The sequence below is a fragment of the Azospirillum sp. SYSU D00513 genome, from assembly GCF_017356015.1.
Lineage (GTDB): Bacteria > Pseudomonadota > Alphaproteobacteria > Azospirillales > Azospirillaceae > Azospirillum.
In genome coordinates, this window is record NZ_JAFIQV010000014.1 from 123,778 (window position 1) to 139,756 (window position 15,979).

12 protein-coding genes are annotated in these 15,979 nt (G+C 69.8%); 8 read left to right on the forward strand and 4 right to left on the reverse strand.

The features are described 5' to 3' along the window. Positions 1-318 precede the first annotated feature (318 nt). The gene (locus tag JUB11_RS32740) at positions 319-2,214 is read left to right on the forward strand and encodes a PAS domain S-box protein (protein WP_282189067.1); all 1,896 of its coding nucleotides are present in this window, start codon (positions 319-321) and stop codon (positions 2,212-2,214) included. Positions 2,215-2,336: 122 nt separating this feature from the next. Here the strand turns inward: JUB11_RS32740 and JUB11_RS12905 are convergent, their stop codons facing one another. Both JUB11_RS12905 and JUB11_RS12910 read right to left on the reverse strand, forming a co-directional pair. Further along, positions 2,337-3,257: an ornithine cyclodeaminase family protein gene (locus JUB11_RS12905; protein WP_207458945.1), complete on the reverse strand. Its 921-nt coding sequence runs from the start codon at positions 3,255-3,257 to the stop codon at positions 2,337-2,339. 11 nt (positions 3,258-3,268) lie between these two features. Beyond that, a complete protein-coding gene (locus tag JUB11_RS12910; protein ID WP_207458946.1) occupies positions 3,269-4,417 on the reverse strand; it encodes a DSD1 family PLP-dependent enzyme in 1,149 nt (382 codons plus the stop codon). A 93-nt stretch (positions 4,418-4,510) separates the two neighbouring features. Between JUB11_RS12910 and JUB11_RS12915 the strand changes: the two genes are divergently transcribed. Continuing rightward, a complete protein-coding gene (locus JUB11_RS12915) occupies positions 4,511-5,422 on the forward strand; it encodes a LysR family transcriptional regulator (protein ID WP_207458947.1) in 912 nt (303 codons plus the stop codon). A gap of 213 nt (positions 5,423-5,635) precedes the next feature. Then, the gene (locus tag JUB11_RS12920) at positions 5,636-6,823 is read left to right on the forward strand and encodes a PepSY-associated TM helix domain-containing protein (RefSeq protein ID WP_211112521.1); all 1,188 of its coding nucleotides are present in this window, start codon (positions 5,636-5,638) and stop codon (positions 6,821-6,823) included. A gap of 18 nt (positions 6,824-6,841) precedes the next feature. Here the strand turns inward: JUB11_RS12920 and JUB11_RS12925 are convergent, their stop codons facing one another. Continuing rightward, complete coding sequence (locus tag JUB11_RS12925) at positions 6,842-7,255, reverse strand: VOC family protein (RefSeq protein ID WP_207458948.1); 414 nt, start codon at positions 7,253-7,255, stop codon at positions 6,842-6,844. Between the two features lie 3 nt (positions 7,256-7,258). Continuing rightward, a complete protein-coding gene (locus tag JUB11_RS12930) occupies positions 7,259-8,059 on the reverse strand; it encodes a DeoR/GlpR family DNA-binding transcription regulator (protein WP_207458949.1) in 801 nt (266 codons plus the stop codon). A 187-nt stretch (positions 8,060-8,246) separates the two neighbouring features. Between JUB11_RS12930 and JUB11_RS12935 the strand changes: the two genes are divergently transcribed. The 5 genes from JUB11_RS12935 (at position 8,247) to JUB11_RS12955 (ending at position 15,890) form a co-directional block, all read left to right on the forward strand. After that, positions 8,247-10,709 (forward strand): heavy metal translocating P-type ATPase, encoded by a 2,463-nt coding sequence (locus JUB11_RS12935; RefSeq protein ID WP_207458950.1) that lies wholly within the window; start codon positions 8,247-8,249, stop codon positions 10,707-10,709. Continuing rightward, a complete protein-coding gene (gene cueR / locus JUB11_RS12940) occupies positions 10,706-11,125 on the forward strand; it encodes a Cu(I)-responsive transcriptional regulator (RefSeq protein WP_207458951.1) in 420 nt (139 codons plus the stop codon). The genes JUB11_RS12935 and cueR overlap by 4 nt, the downstream gene beginning before the upstream one ends. A gap of 176 nt (positions 11,126-11,301) precedes the next feature. After that, positions 11,302-14,733 (forward strand): DEAD/DEAH box helicase, encoded by a 3,432-nt coding sequence (locus tag JUB11_RS12945; RefSeq protein ID WP_207458952.1) that lies wholly within the window; start codon positions 11,302-11,304, stop codon positions 14,731-14,733. A gap of 87 nt (positions 14,734-14,820) precedes the next feature. Continuing rightward, entirely contained in the window at positions 14,821-15,366 is a 546-nt protein-coding gene (locus tag JUB11_RS12950; protein WP_207458953.1) for a hypothetical protein, read from the forward strand. Between the two features lie 5 nt (positions 15,367-15,371). After that, positions 15,372-15,890 (forward strand): DUF1499 domain-containing protein, encoded by a 519-nt coding sequence (locus JUB11_RS12955; protein ID WP_207458954.1) that lies wholly within the window; start codon positions 15,372-15,374, stop codon positions 15,888-15,890. The last annotated feature ends 89 nt before the right edge of the window (positions 15,891-15,979 follow it).

Here is a 15,979-nt window from a genome sequence, read left to right on the forward strand (position 1 = left end):
AAGGATGATGCTCCATCCTGTGGCGAAAGCCTCTAGATAAGGTTAATAAATCCTTCCGTTTCGACCGAAAACCAACAAATCCTTTCATCCTTGAGTGATCCGTTGCTCAGTCTTCTTCGTAACAGGGTTGTCCTTTACCTGAGATTTCAAGAAGACATTCAAATGAAGGCGCGCTCCATAGATGCCGGGTCTGCATGCCCCTCCACGGATGCCCGGCCCGGGACGGGCGCGCCACAGGCTTTCAGCCCTCGCCCATTGACGATGCAACCAACAACAGAACCATTCACGCCCTTTCCGGGATCTGGACTGGTTGAACAGATGGAACATCTGAGGCTGGCGGAGTTGCGCTGGTACGGCATCCTCGACACGGCGGCCACCCCCTCCTTCGACCGCTTGACGCGGCTGGCTTCGGCGTCGCTCGAGGTGCCGATCGCGCTGATATCGCTGGTCGACGGAGACCGGCAGTGGTTCAAGAGCCGCGTCGGCCTGCAGGTCTGCGAGACGGGCCGGGATATCGCCTTCTGCGCCCACGCGATCCTGGGCGACGAGGTGCTGGTCGTGCCCGACGCGCGCGACGACGCGCGCTTCTCCGGCAACCCGCTGGTGACGGGGGATCCGAAGATCCGCTTCTATGCGGGGGCGCCGCTCGTCAGCCCGTCCGGCCACAGGCTCGGCACGCTGTGCGTGATCGACACGCGTCCAAGGCATGATTTCTGTGCCCGCCGGAAGGCCATTCTTGCCGATCTCGCGGCGAGCGCCATGGAGGCGATGGAGACGCACCGCCGCAACAGCGAGGGGATCGGGAATGCCGCCCGCCAGGTGCGCCGGCTTGCCACCAACCTGAACGACACGTTCGAGGCGGCGCCTCTCGCGATGGTGACGACCCTGATCGACGGGACGGTGACGGGGTGGAACGGCAGCGCCGAGGCGATGTTCGGCTGGACCAAGGAAGAGGCGCTGGGGCGCATGCTGCCCTTCGTTCCGGAGGCGGAACGTGGTTTCTCCCGTCACCATGCCGGAGAAACGCTGGCCGGCAAGCATGTGCGCGGGCTCGAGGTCCGGCGCCTGCGCAAGGACGGCTCATGGATCGACGTGCGGATCGCGACGGCGGCTCTTCGGGACGAGCATGGGCGCGCCGTCGAGATCCTCGTCATCCTGGAGGATGTAACGGACGCGAAACGAACCAAGGCGGCGCTTGAGGAAAAGCGGGCCTCGCTCGATGCGCTGCTGTCCACCACCGTGGACGCCGTGGTGACCGCCGACCAGGACAACCGGATCACCGGCTGGAATCCGGGTGCCGAGGCGATCTTCGGTCATTCCGCCGGCGAAGCAATCGGAAGCCCCCTGGCGTTGGTCCAGCCGGCACACCCCCAGGGCATTCATCTAGCCGGTCTTTTCGAGGAGGTCCGAACCGGCGGGGCGTCCCTGCCTCGCTCCGTGGTGGAAAGCCCCGGCCTGCGGCGGGATGGGTCGGAATTCCACATGGAGGTGGCGCTGTCCTCCTGGACCGGCGGCTCCAGGCGGTTCTTCGGGGCCATCATCCGTGACGTCACGACGCGCAAGCGCGCCGACACCGACCTTGCCGACGCGAAGCGGCGCGTGGACGCAATGAACGTCCGGCTGACCGCCACCCAGGAGGAAGTGGTGCGCCGCCTCTGCACCGCGGCGGAGTTCCGCGACGACGACACCGGCCAGCATGTGGTCCGCATCGCTCATCTCGCTCACCGGCTCGCCATCAATTCCGGAGCGGATTCCGATTTCGCGGATCAACTCCGGGAGGCGGCGCCGCTGCACGACATCGGCAAGATCGGGGTGCCGGACACCGTGCTGCTGAAACCGGGGAAACTCGACCCGGAGGAGCGGAAGGTCATGGAGGAGCATGTCGGGATTGGCTGGCGCATTCTCCGGGGAAGCGACGTTCCACTGCTGGAACTCGCCGCGGAGGTCGCGCTGACCCATCACGAGAAATGGGACGGCACCGGCTATCCCGCCGGGTTGAAAGGGGAGGCGATCCCCTTGTCCGGACGGGTCGTCGCGGTCACGGACGTGTTCGACGCGCTTCTCTCCCGACGTCCGTACAAGGAGCCCTGGAGCCTGGAACGGGTTCTGAACCATCTGCGCGCCGAGGCCGGGCGGCATTTCGATCCGCGTCTGGTGTCCGCTTTTCTCGACGACATTCCCGGCATGGTTCAGCTCCACGCCCGGTACAGCTGAGCCTTGCCTCGTTGCGGCGGCTTGTTACCTTCTACAAAGAAGGCTGGCATGCCCGCTCCTCGCCTTCATGGGCGAGGAGTACGGCCTGCCCTCGGTGATGATCGTCGTCGGGCCGCCTCATTTCATGTCGGGCGGTGCGCGTTGATGACTGCTTGCGCCATGTAGAGGTCCTGAAGCGACAGTCCCGAACTGTCGAACACGGTGATTTCCTGTGCGCTCCGGCGCCCCGGCTCATCGCCGGTCAGGACCCGCCCGATGGCCTTGAGATCGGCCTCCGGAGCGGCATGCTGGAACTCCCCGATACGCCGCGACTGCTCCGGCAGGTCGCAGAAGAGCCGCGCGCGGGAAAGGAGACCAGGCGGCAGTTCCTGCTTCCCGGTTGCGTCCGAACCCATGGAGGAGACGTGCGTGCCCGGTCGCACCCACTCCTCCGGGAAGAGCGGCGTGGTCGCCGTGGTCGCCGTGACGATGATGTCGGCGGCGCGGCAGGCATCCTCGGCGCCACTGGCTTCAGCGGCCAACCCCTGCGCGCGAAGGCGGGCGACAAGGGCTTCGCTGCGATCCGGCGACCGGCCAACGACCAGCACCCGATCCAGGCGGCGGACGCGAGCGATGGCCTGAGCCTCGTACTCGGCCTGGTGGCCCGTCCCGAAGAGCGCAAGCACCCGGGCATCCTGGCGCGCCAGAGAATCGGTTGCCACTGCATCCGCCGCCGCGGTGCGGTAGGCGTTCAGCTTCCCGCCTTCGACGATGGCCCCGATCCGCCCCCTCTCCTGGTCGAAGAGGAGGATGATCGAGTTGTGGCGCGGCAGGGATACGGCATCGTTCGTCGGGAAGTACGACCCGACCTTCAGCCCGGTGAAGGAGGCATCCGCGGCCGACTTGATGGTGAAGCGGTTCCTTGGGTCGCTGGCATGACCAAGGACGACCGGGAAGCTGGCCGCGCCGGGATCGCAGGCGGCGATCAGCGCGGCCCGGACGGCCGGGTATGCGAGCTTGTGTGACGCGATGGCGGCGGATTGTTCTTCGGTGATGAGGATCATCTCGGCTTCCCTCACCAGCCGCCGAAGCGGGGCCACTCGGCCAGGCTCGAGCCTTGGTCGGCGGGCAGCACGTGATAGGAGGAATGCTGCGCCGCCGTGGCGCAGGCGTGGTTCGGCAGAATCCGCAGGCGGGTGCCCACCGGCAGGTCCGGCATCGTCGCGGAGGAGCCCGGGCGCACTGCGATGACGCCGTGTTCCTGATTCGCCTGCGTGATGACCAGGTCGGGCAGGATCCGGCCCTGCTCGTCACAGACAAGCCCATAGCCCTGGTCGAGGGCCTGCGAAGCCGTGCCGCGATCACGCGACATCGCCATCCAGCCAGCGTCGACGATCACCCAACCGCGGGCCTTCTGGTGCCCGATGACCGTCGTCAGGACCGACAGCGCGATGTCCTCGGGCCGGCAGACGCCGATGCCCGCCATGACGAGATCGAAGAAGACGTAGACCCCGGCGCGCACCTCGGTCACGCCGGTCAGGTCGCGTGCCGCGTGCGCCGTCGGTGTGGAGCCGACGCTGACTACAGGGCAGGGCAGGCCAGCCGCACGGAGGGTCTCGGCGGCGCCGACGGCGGCCGCGCGCTCCATCTCGGCGAAGCGGGCGTGCGCCTCTTCGCCCGACACGTTGTAGCTCTCGCCGGCATGGGTCATCACCCCGCGCAGTTCGGCCCCACCGTCTTTCAGGATGCGCCCGATCGCGACGAGGGCGGGATCGTCTGGACGCAGGCCGCTCCGGTGGCCGTCGCTGTCGATCTCGATGAGGGCAGGTATCGCCTGGCCCGCCGTGCGGGAGGCCACGGCGACTGCCTCGGCTTGCGCCGGGGAGTCCAGGATGACCGACAGGTCGCATCCTGCATGGCGGAGCGCAACGACGCGGTCCAGCTTCTGCGGCGCGATGCCCACGGCGTAGAGGATGTCGCGAACCCCGGCGGCGGCAAAAACCTCAGCCTCGGCAAGGGTCGACACCGTGGCCGGGCCGTCGCCGCCGGTCAGCAGGCGACTTGCGATCAGGGCGGATTTCGCGGTCTTGAGGTGCGGCCGCAGGGAAACTCCAAGCCATGCCGCATGCGCGGCCAGCCGATCGATGTTCCGCATCATCGTTGCCTCGTCGAGGACGAGGCAGGGTGTCGGCAAGTCAGCAAAGCGCGGGTCGAGGTTTGCCATCACCATCTCCATCGGGTTCACCACGCGACCATAGCCAGACGAACAGAGAAGGCATATTTACGTCATCTAACATCCTCGTTAAGGCTGGCCTTAATGCTTGGCGACTCCGACCTTCGTTTCTTCGCGACCATCGCGGCCTCGCCGTCGCTCGCGGCAGCGGCCCGGGCGCTGGATGTGACGCCACCCGCGGTCTCGCAGCGCCTCGCGCAAATCGAGGAGCGGCTCGGGCTCCGGCTGGTGGAACGAGGCGTCGGCGGCCACCGCCTGACGTCCGAGGGCGAGATGCTCGCGAGCCGTGCCGCGACCATCCTGGGCGATCTCGACGCGCTGTTCGAGGATCTGGTCCAGCGCCGCGGCACCGTGTCGGGCACATTGCGCGTGGTGGCACCCTTTGGTTTCGGGCGGCTGCACATTGCCCCTCTCATGGCCAGCTTCGCGAGGAGGCACCCGTCCGTCGCGCTGGATCTGGTCCTGACGGAGGACCCTCGGGGAGCGATGCGGACCGACCGGTGGGACATGCTGATCCATGTCGGCCGCCTGCCTGACCTCGATGTAGTCCAGCGCAAGCTCGCGCCCAACCGGCGTCTGCTTTGCGCCGCCCCCGCCTATATCGAGCGGCATGGCCTGCCCGATGGGCCGAAGGCGCTCCGGGAACACCGGTGCGGCGTCGTGCGCGAGGACCAGGCGGACGTCTCCCTCTGGTCGCTCACCGGACCGGGTGGCGAACGCAAATCCGTCCGCATCCAGCCATACTTCGCCAGCAACGACGGCGAGGTTATCCGCGCTTGGGCCCTGGAGGGGCTCGGGATTGTCGAGCGCTCGGAATGGAGCGTTGCCGACGACCTCCGCGCCGGGCGCCTGGTCGAGATCCTGGCGGATTGGAGGCTACCCGATGCCGACGTGATCGCGTTGATGAACCAGCGCACCGTCCGGGCAGCACGGATCGAGACCTTCGTGGAGCATCTCGCCGAAGCGCTTTCGGCACCGCCGTGGGCAAGCCGATGAGGAGCCCAGGCAACTTCAGGCCAATGGCCCACTGCGGGACATCCATGCCCCGCCGCCTGCCGGCATCCTTTGTAGAACGTAGCTGCCCGTCCGGCGCGCGCCATTAGAAAGGATTTTCGCTTCATGCTTGCCGGAAAATGCGATTCATTCTAATACGCAGCATTGTAGACGAATTTGCGCCGTCAGGCGGACGAACCAACAAGGCCCGGCACCATGTCCTCCATCCCGCGTTCCTCCGGGCCGCGTTCGCGGCGCGTCTGGTTCAAGGCCTTGCAGCAGGTCCACCTGTGGGGCGGGCTGATTCTCTGCCTTCCCCTCGTGATGCTCGGCATCACCGGCTCCATCCTCGTGTTCGAGCATGAGCTTGAGCGCTTGTTCGAGGAGAAGCCGGCCTACAGCCTCGCCGTTGGCGAGCCGGCGGCGCCCTCGGCCATCCTTGCCGCCGCCCGCGCGGCAGCACCGGAGGGCATGGTGCCCAGCATGCTCATGCTGCCTCGGGAGGCCGGGCAGCCGGCGACGGTGAGGCTGGCGCAGCCGGGGCGGGGACCGGGGCCGGGTGGGCGGCAGATGCTCATCGATCCCGTGTCCCTGACTGTGCTCGCGACGCCGGAGCCGAGCGTCGGCATCCTGCGCCAGATCTTCCTGCTGCACGCCAACCTGCTGGTCCGTGATCGCAGCGGGCGCGAGATCGTCGGCTGGCTGGGGGTGGGCATGCTGGCGCTGGGCATCAGCGGGCTGGTGCTCTGGTGGCCCCGTCCGGGGCGGCTGAAGGCCGCACTGACCGTCAAGAAGGGGGCCAGGGGGCTGCGCCTTCACCGCGACCTGCATGGGGCCGTCGGTTTCTGGACGCTCGCCCTCTTCGTCGTGGTCACCTTCAGCGGCGTCTATCTTGCCTTCCCGCAGACGACGGGTGCCGCCGTGTCGGCGCTGTTCCCGGCGCGCGACCTGCGGGCGCCCGTGTCCGTCAAGCCGGTGCAGGGCACGGTGCCCGCCACGCTGGACCAGTCCATCGAGGCCGCCCGCGTGGCGGTGCCGGAAGCGCGCGTGACCGGCGTGGGGCTGCCCCAGAAGCCCGACCAGCCCTACCGTGTCATGATGACCCCTCCCGGCCATGAGGACGGGGCGCCGGCCATCACCGCCTTCGTCGATCCCTGGACGGGGCCGCGCGTCGCGGAGCTGCGCGATCCTCGGGCCTATTCCGTGGGCGAGACCATCATGGCGTGGCAGCGCGCGCTGCACGCGGGGCAGGGGCTCGGCTGGAGCTGGAAGATCCTGGTCTTTCTGTCCGGCGTGCTGCCGCCGCTCTTCGCCGTCACCGGCACGGCCATGTGGCTGCTGAAGCGCCGCGCCCGACGCGCCCAGGAGGTTGCCCGCGCGGCGGCGCTGTCGGCGGCCGAGTAGGGGCGGCCGGGAAGGGCCTCAGGAGGTGATTTCCACGAAGTTGCCGTCCGGATCGCGCACGACCGCCTCGTAATAGCCGTCCCCGGTCATGCGCGGGGCGGACACCAAAAGTCCTTCGCCCTCCAGCCGCGCGGCAAGGGCGCGGACCTGCTCCTCCGACCCGACGGAGACGGCGACGTGCGCCCAGCCGTGCCGCTCCTCGGCATATCCCTCACGTTCGACCCAGGGTGCGGCCATCAGCTCAAGCTCCGCCCCGCCCGCGAGCTTCAGGAAGCGGGAGGTGAAGCCCGGACGCCGGGCGCTGTGGTAGAGCGGCCCGACCTCCGCGCCGAAATGGCGCTGCCAGAACTCGGCTGACCGGTCGATGTCTGGGGTCCAGAGCGCAACGTGCGCGATGCGCACGGTGATGGCCGGGGCGGTTTCGGTGCGCATTCCCTAGTCCTCCTGCGTCGCGGCGGCGCGATGCACGCGCATGCCGAGCGCCCGAAGTGCCTCCAGCGGCGCCTCGGCGGCGTCCGCCTCCACGACGATGTCAGACAGGGCGTCGGCGGGGGCGACGAGGTGCGGCGCCCCCGTGCCGAGCTTGTCGTTGATCACGGCCGTGACGACGGACCCCGCCCCGCGCACCAGAAGCCGCTTCATCTCGGCATCGTCATAGCCGAAGACGGCGACGCCGTAGGCCGGGTCCAGGGCGCAGGTGCCGAGCAGCAGAAGGTCGGGCCGCATCTCCATCGCCGTGCGCAGCGCGTTCGCGCCCGAGGCCGCGCCGGAAAGCGGATCGACCTTTCCCCCCAGCAGGATGAGTTCCACCCCGCCACGGCCGACCAGGCAGGCCGCGATGGCCGGATCATGGGTTGCCACTGTGATGCCCAGCCCCTCCGGCAGCGCCTGCGCGGCGGCGAGGTTGGTCGTGCCCGCGTCGAGGAAGACGAACTGCCCCGGCCGGATGAGCGACGCCAGGACGGCCCCCAGCGCCCGCTTGCGCGCGCCGAACTCCGACCGCCGCACGGTGATGGGAATGGACACCGGCGAAATGGGCAGGGCACCCCCATAGACCCGCTGGCAAAGGCCTGCCGTCGCGAGTTCCCGAAGGTCGCGCCGGATCGTGTCCTCCGAGGTCTGGAATTCCTGCGCCAGATTGGCCGCGAAAACCCGCCCGTCGCGGTTCAGCCGTTCCAGTATCGCGCGTTGGCGCTCCTGCGGCAGGGCACCCGCCGCGTCCGGTCCCGCATTCATGGCACACTCACGATCATGCATCTACGTGAATAAACGTGCATGATCGTGCATTCACTGTCAAGGCACAAGCGGGAGTTTCCAATGGTTGCCGCTGTTGTCCGGCGGACGGCTTTTCCCGCTTGACCTTCCAATCACTGGAACCCTCATAACGGAGGTCGGTTCATAGGTTCACGAGAGGAGAAACGACATGTCAGCCCAGCAGGCCACCCGGCCAGAAGAGGACGCCGCGACGCTCGACATCGGCGTGGCGGGCATGACCTGCGCCTCCTGCTCCGGGCGGTTGGAGAAGGTGCTGACGCGGCTGCCGGGCGTCACCGGAGCGGCGGTCAACCTCGCCACCGAGCGGGCACGCGTCTCCTTCGCCGGGCAGCCGGATGCCGGCGCGGTGGCCGCGGCCATCGAGCGTGCTGGCTTCGAACCCCGGAAAAAGCAGTTCGACCTGACGGTCGAGGGCATGACCTGCGCCTCCTGCTCCGGGCGGGTGGAGAAGGCGCTGAAGCGCCTGCCGGGTGTCGCCGAAGCGGCGGTGAACCTCGCCACCGAGCGCGCGCATGTCGTCGCCTATGAGGGCGCGGTGGATCTCGCGGCCTTGACCGGCGCGGTGGAGAAGGCCGGCTACAAGGCGGCACCCGTCCTGAACCCCGACGGCGGGTCCACGGCCGGCGAGGCGGCGGAGGACCGCAGCCGCCGGGAACTGCGCCATGTGCTGATCGCCGCCGCCCTGTCGGCGCCGCTTCTGCTGGGCATGGCGGGGGATCTCGTTGGGCTCCACTGGATGCTTCCCGGCTGGGTGCAGTTCGCTCTGGCGACGCCGGTGCAGTTCTGGCTCGGCCTGCGCTTCTACCGGGCGGGCTGGAAGGCGGTGCGGGCAGGGGCCGGCAACATGGACCTGCTGGTGGCGCTCGGCACCTCCGCCGCCTGGGGCCTCAGCCTCTACACGCTGCTGGCCGCCCCGGCGGAGGGGCATGGACACGCGGCGCCGCACCTCTATTTCGAGGCCTCCGCCCTCCTGATCACCTTCGTCCTGCTCGGCAAATGGCTAGAGGCCCGCGCCAAGGGCCAGACGGCGGCGGCGATCCGCGCCTTGATGAACCTGCGCCCCGACACCGCGCGGTTGCTGCGCGGGTCGGAGGAGGCCGAGGTGCCCGTGGATCAGGTGCGGCCGGGCGACCGCGTCGCGGTCCGGCCGGGCGAGCGGATCCCCGTGGACGGGAGGGTCGCCGACGGGACGGGCAGCGTCGATGAATCCATGCTGACGGGCGAAAGCCTTCCCGTGGAGAAGGCCGCCGGGTCGCGCGTGACCGGTGGGTCCATCAACCTGGACGGCCGGCTGGTGATCGAGACGACCGCCGTGGGTGCCGAAACCATGCTGGCGAAGATCGTCCGGCTGGTCGAGGGCGCCCAGGCCTCCAAGGCGCCGATTCAGCGCCTCGTGGACCGGGTCAGCGCCGTCTTCGTGCCGGTCGTGCTCGGCATCGCCGCGCTGACCTTCCTGGGCTGGTGGGGCTTCGGCGGCGATGCCGAGGCGGCGATCCTCACCGCCGTCTCGGTCCTTGTCATCGCCTGCCCCTGCGCGCTCGGCCTCGCCACCCCGACGGCGATCATGGTCGGGACGGGGGCGGCCGCCCGGCACGGAATCCTGATCAAGGACGCCGAGGCACTGGAGCGGGCACACGCCGTCACCGCTGTCGCCTTCGACAAGACCGGCACCCTGACCGAGGGCCGACCGCGTGTGACCGATCTTCGTCCCGCGGCCGGGCAGGGCGAGGCCGACCTTCTGCGCCTTGCCGCCGCCCTTCAGTCCGGCAGCGAGCATCCGCTGGCCCTGGCTGTGCGGAGCCTGGCGGCGGAGCAGGCCGTCGCCGTCCCGCCCGTCGGGGGCTTCAAGGCGCTCGCCGGGCGCGGGGTGGCCGGTGACGTGGAGGGCCGGTCGGTCCTGCTGGGCAACCGGCGGCTGATGGAGGAGAACGGCCTTTCGGACGCGGCGCTGGAAGCAAGGGCCGGCACGTTGGAGGAGGCCGGGCGCACGCTGTCCTGGCTGGCCGAGACCGCGCCGGAGCAGCGGATTCTGGGGCTGGTGGCCTTCGGCGACACGGTCAAGGAGAGCGCGCGGCTCGCCGTCCGCTCCCTGCGCGACCAGGGGATCGAGCCGGTCATGGTCACCGGCGACGGCAAGGGTGCGGCAAACGCCGTGGCCGCCGAGCTGGGGATCGGGCGCGTCTTCGCCGAGGTGCTTCCCGGCGACAAGGCGGAGGTCGTCGTGGCCCTGCGCGCGGAGGGGCGGACGGTCGCCATGGTCGGCGACGGCATCAACGACGCCCCGGCGCTCGCCGCAGCCGACGTCGGGATCGCCATGGCGACCGGCACGGACGTGGCGATGCACACGGCGGGGGTCACGCTGATGCGCGGCGATCCCCGGCTGGTCGCCGGCTCCATCGACGTGTCGCGCCGGACCTACGCGAAAATCCGGCAGGGGCTGTTCTGGGCCTTCGCCTACAACGTGGTCGGCATTCCGCTGGCGGCGTTCGGCTATCTCAGCCCGGTCCTCGCCGGCGCGGCGATGGCGCTCAGTTCGGTCAGCGTCGTCGCCAACGCATTGACCCTGCGCGGCTGGACGCCTCCGGCCGCCGGTTCGGGAGAGGGTTCATGAACATCGGGGAAGCCGCCAAGGCCTCGGGCGTCAGCGCCAAGCTGATCCGGTATTACGAGTCGATCGGCCTCATTCCCGAGGCGGGCCGCACGGGTTCGGGCTACCGGGTCTATGGCCCCAACGAGGTCAACGTCCTGCGCTTCATCAAGCGGGCCCGCACGCTGGGCTTCGGCATCGAACGCATCCAGACGCTGCTCGGCCTGTGGCAGGACCGGGATCGGGCGAGCGCCGAGGTGAAGCGCGTGGCGCTGGAGCATGTCGCTGAGCTCGAGGCGAAGATCGCCGAGCTCACGGCGATGAGCGACACGCTGCGCCACCTCGCCGACTGCTGCCACGGCGACGACCGTCCGGAATGCCCGATCCTGCGCGATCTGGCGGAGGCGGAAGGGGTGGGCCCCCCCTGCCGCCACGGGTAGACCGCACCGTCAGACCAGGCTCCGCTGGTCCTTGCTGGCCTTCAAGGGCATTGGACGCAACTGTGATATTCCGCCCTTGTACCGACGGGGGATAGCGGGAGTCTTGTGGCATCGGCGGAGAAGGGCCTATAAGCTGCGCCCCCTTTCGCTTCCGCGACGCACAACCCGACTGGTTCATGTCCCTGTTCGATTCGGCCCAACGCATTCCCTCGCCCGGCCCCGGCGCGGTCCCCTTCAGCGAGGAGGACCTCACCCGTCTCTTCGACGCGAAGACCCTCCAGCGCGGACGCACGCTCGCGATGTCGGGGGCCGTGCGTCTCGGCGACGCGGAGCACCGGATCGAGGCGACCGTGAACGACCTCGGCCGTTCGCTGTCGGTGATCGTCACGCCGGTCCAGGGATCGCGCCGCATCGTGTTCGACAAGGATTGCAGCTGCGGGCGGAACAGCTGCGCGCACATGGCCGCGGCGGCCATGGCGGCGCTCGACACGCGCCCGGAATGGCGGCGGTCGTCACTGTTCGACCTGATGGGCGGCGGGGCGGCGGGCGGACCGTCGGAGCCCGGTCGGCCGGCCCGCCCGGCTTCCCCCTCGTCCCCCGGCCTGCCGTCGCGCCCGCCGTCCCCGACGGCGCCGCCCGCTCCGTCGTCCCGCGCAAAGGCGGCGGAACCGCAGGTGCCGGCCGTCCGGCGCGTGCGCTGGACGCTGGAGCCAGGCAAGGAGGGTGCCGCCTTCCACATCACCGCCGGCTGGGCGGCGGAGGATGGCGGTGCCGTGGAAACGCTGTCCCCGCGCGCCGTGCTGGCGCAAGCGGCCCGCGACGTGGAAGGCGACATCGAGCGCACCATCGCCCGGCTTCTGGGCGGCGAGGACACCGTGCGCACGCCCGTGCCGAAGGGGCAGGGCGATTCCGCCGACCGCCTGCTGCGCCGGATGGCCGGCACCGGCCGGCTGCACTGGCGCGACGGTACGGTGCTGAGGGAAGGGCCGGCGCGCGTGATCCGCGCCCTGCGCGACCCCGTCACCCGGAAGCTCCGCCCCACCGGCATGCCGGAAGGCGGGGTTCTGCTGAAGGGCCAGGGTTACTGGTGCGTCGATCCCGGGGCGGGAGTCCTGTCGCCCATCGATCTCCAGGTGATCGAACCGGCCAAGCCGAAGGCGGATCCGGCCCAGGCGCCGGTGCAGGCCGCGGCCGCGAAGCCGGCCGTGGCTTCCGCGCCGGCGCTGCCGCCCGGCCTGATCCAGCAGCGGGAGCGCGAGCGCGAGGCGCTGATGGCGGCCAGCATCGCGGCCTCCCAGCCGCCGCGCGGGACCGACGCAGCGACGATCCTGGAGCGCGCGCCGAAGGTGATCGCCCGGCTCGGCCGGGTTGTGTCGCCCTCGGAAGGGCTCGTGGACATCCTGCGCCTGTCCTTCGACTATGGCGAGGAGGGCAAGCCTTCGGAGATCGAACCCGACGATCAGCGGCAGTTCGCCAAGCTGGATGACGGGTTCGGCGGTTCCCTGTTCATCCGCCGCGACAAGACGGCCGAGCAGGACGCACTGCAGCGGCTGGCGGCCTTCGGCTTCGCCCAGGCCCGCATCGACCCGCCGAAGGGCGCGCTCGACGCGCGGGGCACGCGCATTCATTGGCTGGCCGGCCGGGACACGGAGGAGCGCTGGGCGCGCTTCGTCAACGTCGAGTCGGCCAAGCTGACCGCCGAGGGCTGGACCATCGAGATCGGCGCCGATTTCGGCACGCGGGTGGTGGAGGCCGGCGACGAGGTCGCGGTCGCCGTGCGCGACGCCGGCGACGGCTGGTTCGACCTGGATGTCGGGGTTGACATCGACGGCACGCGCCAGCCGCTGCTGCCGATCCTGGCGCGGCTGGTCGAGCGCGGCGGGATGGACGCCACGCGCGTCATCGACGGCAAGGCGCACCTCGTGCTCGACGACGGCAGCGTTCTGGTCCTGCCCGCCGACCGCGTGCAGCGGCTGATGAGCGTGCTGGAGGCCATGCTGGAATCCGGCCGCCGGGTCGAGGACAAGCTCCAGGTTCCGATCGGCGAGGCCGACAGCCTGCTGGACATCGACGACTTGATCTCCCGCCGCCCGGACGAAACCGTGCAGATCGACGCCTTCCTGCGCAAGATGCGCGAGGCGGAGGCGCTGCCCGAGGTCGCCGCCCCGGCGCTGTTCAAGGGCGAGCTGCGCGACTACCAACGCTCCGGCCTCGGCTGGATGCAGAGCCTGCGGGCCAACAAGGTGGCGGGCATCCTCGCCGACGACATGGGCCTCGGAAAGACGGCCCAGACGCTGGCCCACATCGCGCTGGAGCATCAGGAAGGGCGGCTGACCGATCCCTGCCTCGTGGTCGTGCCGACCAGCCTCGTGCCGAACTGGGTCAGCGAGGCCAAGCGCTTCGTCCCACACCTGCGGGTTCTGGTCCTTCACGGGGCGGAGCGCCATGAAAAGCGCGACGACGTGCACCGTGCCGACATCGTCGTCGCCACCTACGGCGTGGTCGCCCGCGACGCCGATCTCATGAAGGCGGTGGTCTGGCACCTCGTCGTGCTGGATGAGGCGCAGGCGATCAAGAACCCGGACAGCAAGGCGACGCGCGCGGTCTGCGCGCTGAACGCGCGGCACCGGCTCTGCCTGTCCGGCACGCCGGTCGAGAACAATCTCGGCGAGCTGTGGAGCCAGTTCGCCTTCCTGATGCCGGGGCTGCTGGGCGACCGCAAGGACTTCCAGAAACGCTTCCGCACGCCCATCGAGAAGCGCGGCGACAGCACCCGCGCCAACCTGCTGGTGCGCCGCACGCGGCCCTTCCTGCTGCGCCGGACCAAGCAGGAGGTGGCGACCGAACTGCCGCCGAAGACCGAGGTGGTGGTGCGCATCGACCTCGACCAGGAGCAGCGCGACCTTTACGAGACGATCCGCCTGTCGGTGCACGAAACGGTCCGCGCGGCGATCGCCGTGCGCGGCATGGCGCGCAACGCCATCACCGTCATCGACGCGCTGCTGAAGCTCCGGCAGGTCTGCTGCGACCCGCGGCTGGTGAAGATTCCCACCGCCGGCCGGGTGAAGCAGAGCGGCAAGCTGAACCGCCTGACCTCCATGGTGACGGAGATGGTGCCCGAGGGGCGCCGCATCCTGATCTTCTCCCAGTTCACGAGCATGCTCGACCTGATCAAACTGGAATTGGAGTCGGCGGGCATCAGCTATGTCGAGCTGACCGGACGCACGCTCGACCGCGCGACCCCGGTGGAGCGGTTCCAGCGCGGCGAGGTGCCTGTGTTCCTCATCAGCCTGAAGGCCGGCGGGCGCGGCCTCAACCTGACCGCCGCCGACACGGTCATCCACTACGACCCGTGGTGGAACCCGGCGGCCGAGGATCAGGCGACGGACCGCGCCTACCGCATCGGCCAGGACAAGCCCGTCTTCGTCTACAAGCTGATCGCCGCCAACACGGTGGAGGAGCGCATCCTCGACCTGCAGCGCCGCAAGGGCAGCCTTTCGGCCGCGACCATCGAAGGCACCGGGCTCGTCAGCACGCTGAACGGCGGCGACATCGACTTCCTGTTCGGCGACGATCCGGAAGAGGCCGAGCAGGTGACCATCGGCTAGGGCAGCCAATCCATCCGTCAGGACTGGCCTTCCGCCGCAATTGCTCTAAATGCCTGACCAAGGTCTATCCGACGGGCAGGAGGGGCGGTGCAGGCAGCCATGTGCGCAGCAACCGGTTGGGGTGCCGGCCCGGCCGCCGGGCGGCTGGTGGAAGCGTGGCGCGAGGCCGCGGACGCGGTCCGGCTGTGGCGGGACGACCCGGCGCAGGCCGAAGCCCTGCGGGCCGCCCGGCGGCGCCTGCGCCGTCCCGAGGCACCGCCGCCGCGCAAGCCCGAAGACATCCTGAAGCAGGAACTGGCCGCCGCGCGCGCCGCGCTTGAGAGGGCACGCGGCGATGTGGGTGCCGAGTGCGCCGCCTTCGCGCTGGTCAAACGCTGGGAGCCGGGGCTGTTCGGATATGGCGAGACACAGCGGTCGATCGCTGGCAAGATCGCGGCCATGGAAGCCATGACCGCCCAGCAGGACGCGCAGGAGCGCGCCGAGGCGCTGGCACTCCTGCGGCGCTTCCGCGCCGTCCAGGAGCGTGCCCGCCGCGCCGCGCGCGCCGTCTGCGCCGACCCGCAGGCCCGCCTTCTCGCCGCCCGGAACGGGGCGCCCGTTCCCCCAATGCCGTCCCCGGCACGCCACCCGTGAGGCCCATGCTCCGGCTCCTTCTGATCGTCCTCGCCGTTCCCGTTGCCGGTTACCTCCTCATGGTGCTCGTCGCGGGACGCGACGGGGTTTGGGAAAAGCTGCTCGGCCCCGGCAACCGGGCGCCGGTCGATTTCGCCGCTCCGGCGGTTCCCGCCAGCCCGAACTGGCATTTGGTCTGCCCGCCGGGATTCTGCGCGGGCGCCAAGGGTGAAAGCCCCATCTTCCCGGTCCCTGCCGAGGCGCAGCACGCTGCCTGGCTGCGGCTGCTGGAAGGGAAAGGGGCGCGCATACTGGGAGAAAGTCGGACCGACGGCGGCAGCCAGATCGAGGCGGAGGCCCGCACGCCCCTGCTGCGTTTTCCGGACCTCGTCAGCATCCGCGTGCTGCCGCTGGAGGACGGTCGTTCGACGGTCGCGGTCTACAGCCGCTCCCTCTATGGCCGCTCCGACCTCGGCACCAACGCCAAACGCGTCCGGGAGTGGCTGGCGGAGGTCGAAGGGGCCTTGAGGCCGAGCGTGAGCTGAAATCGGGATAGGGGGCGATCCTAGTGGACCGCACCCCTCCCACACCACCCGGCATGCGGGTCCGCACCGGGCGGTTCGAGGAGTTGAGG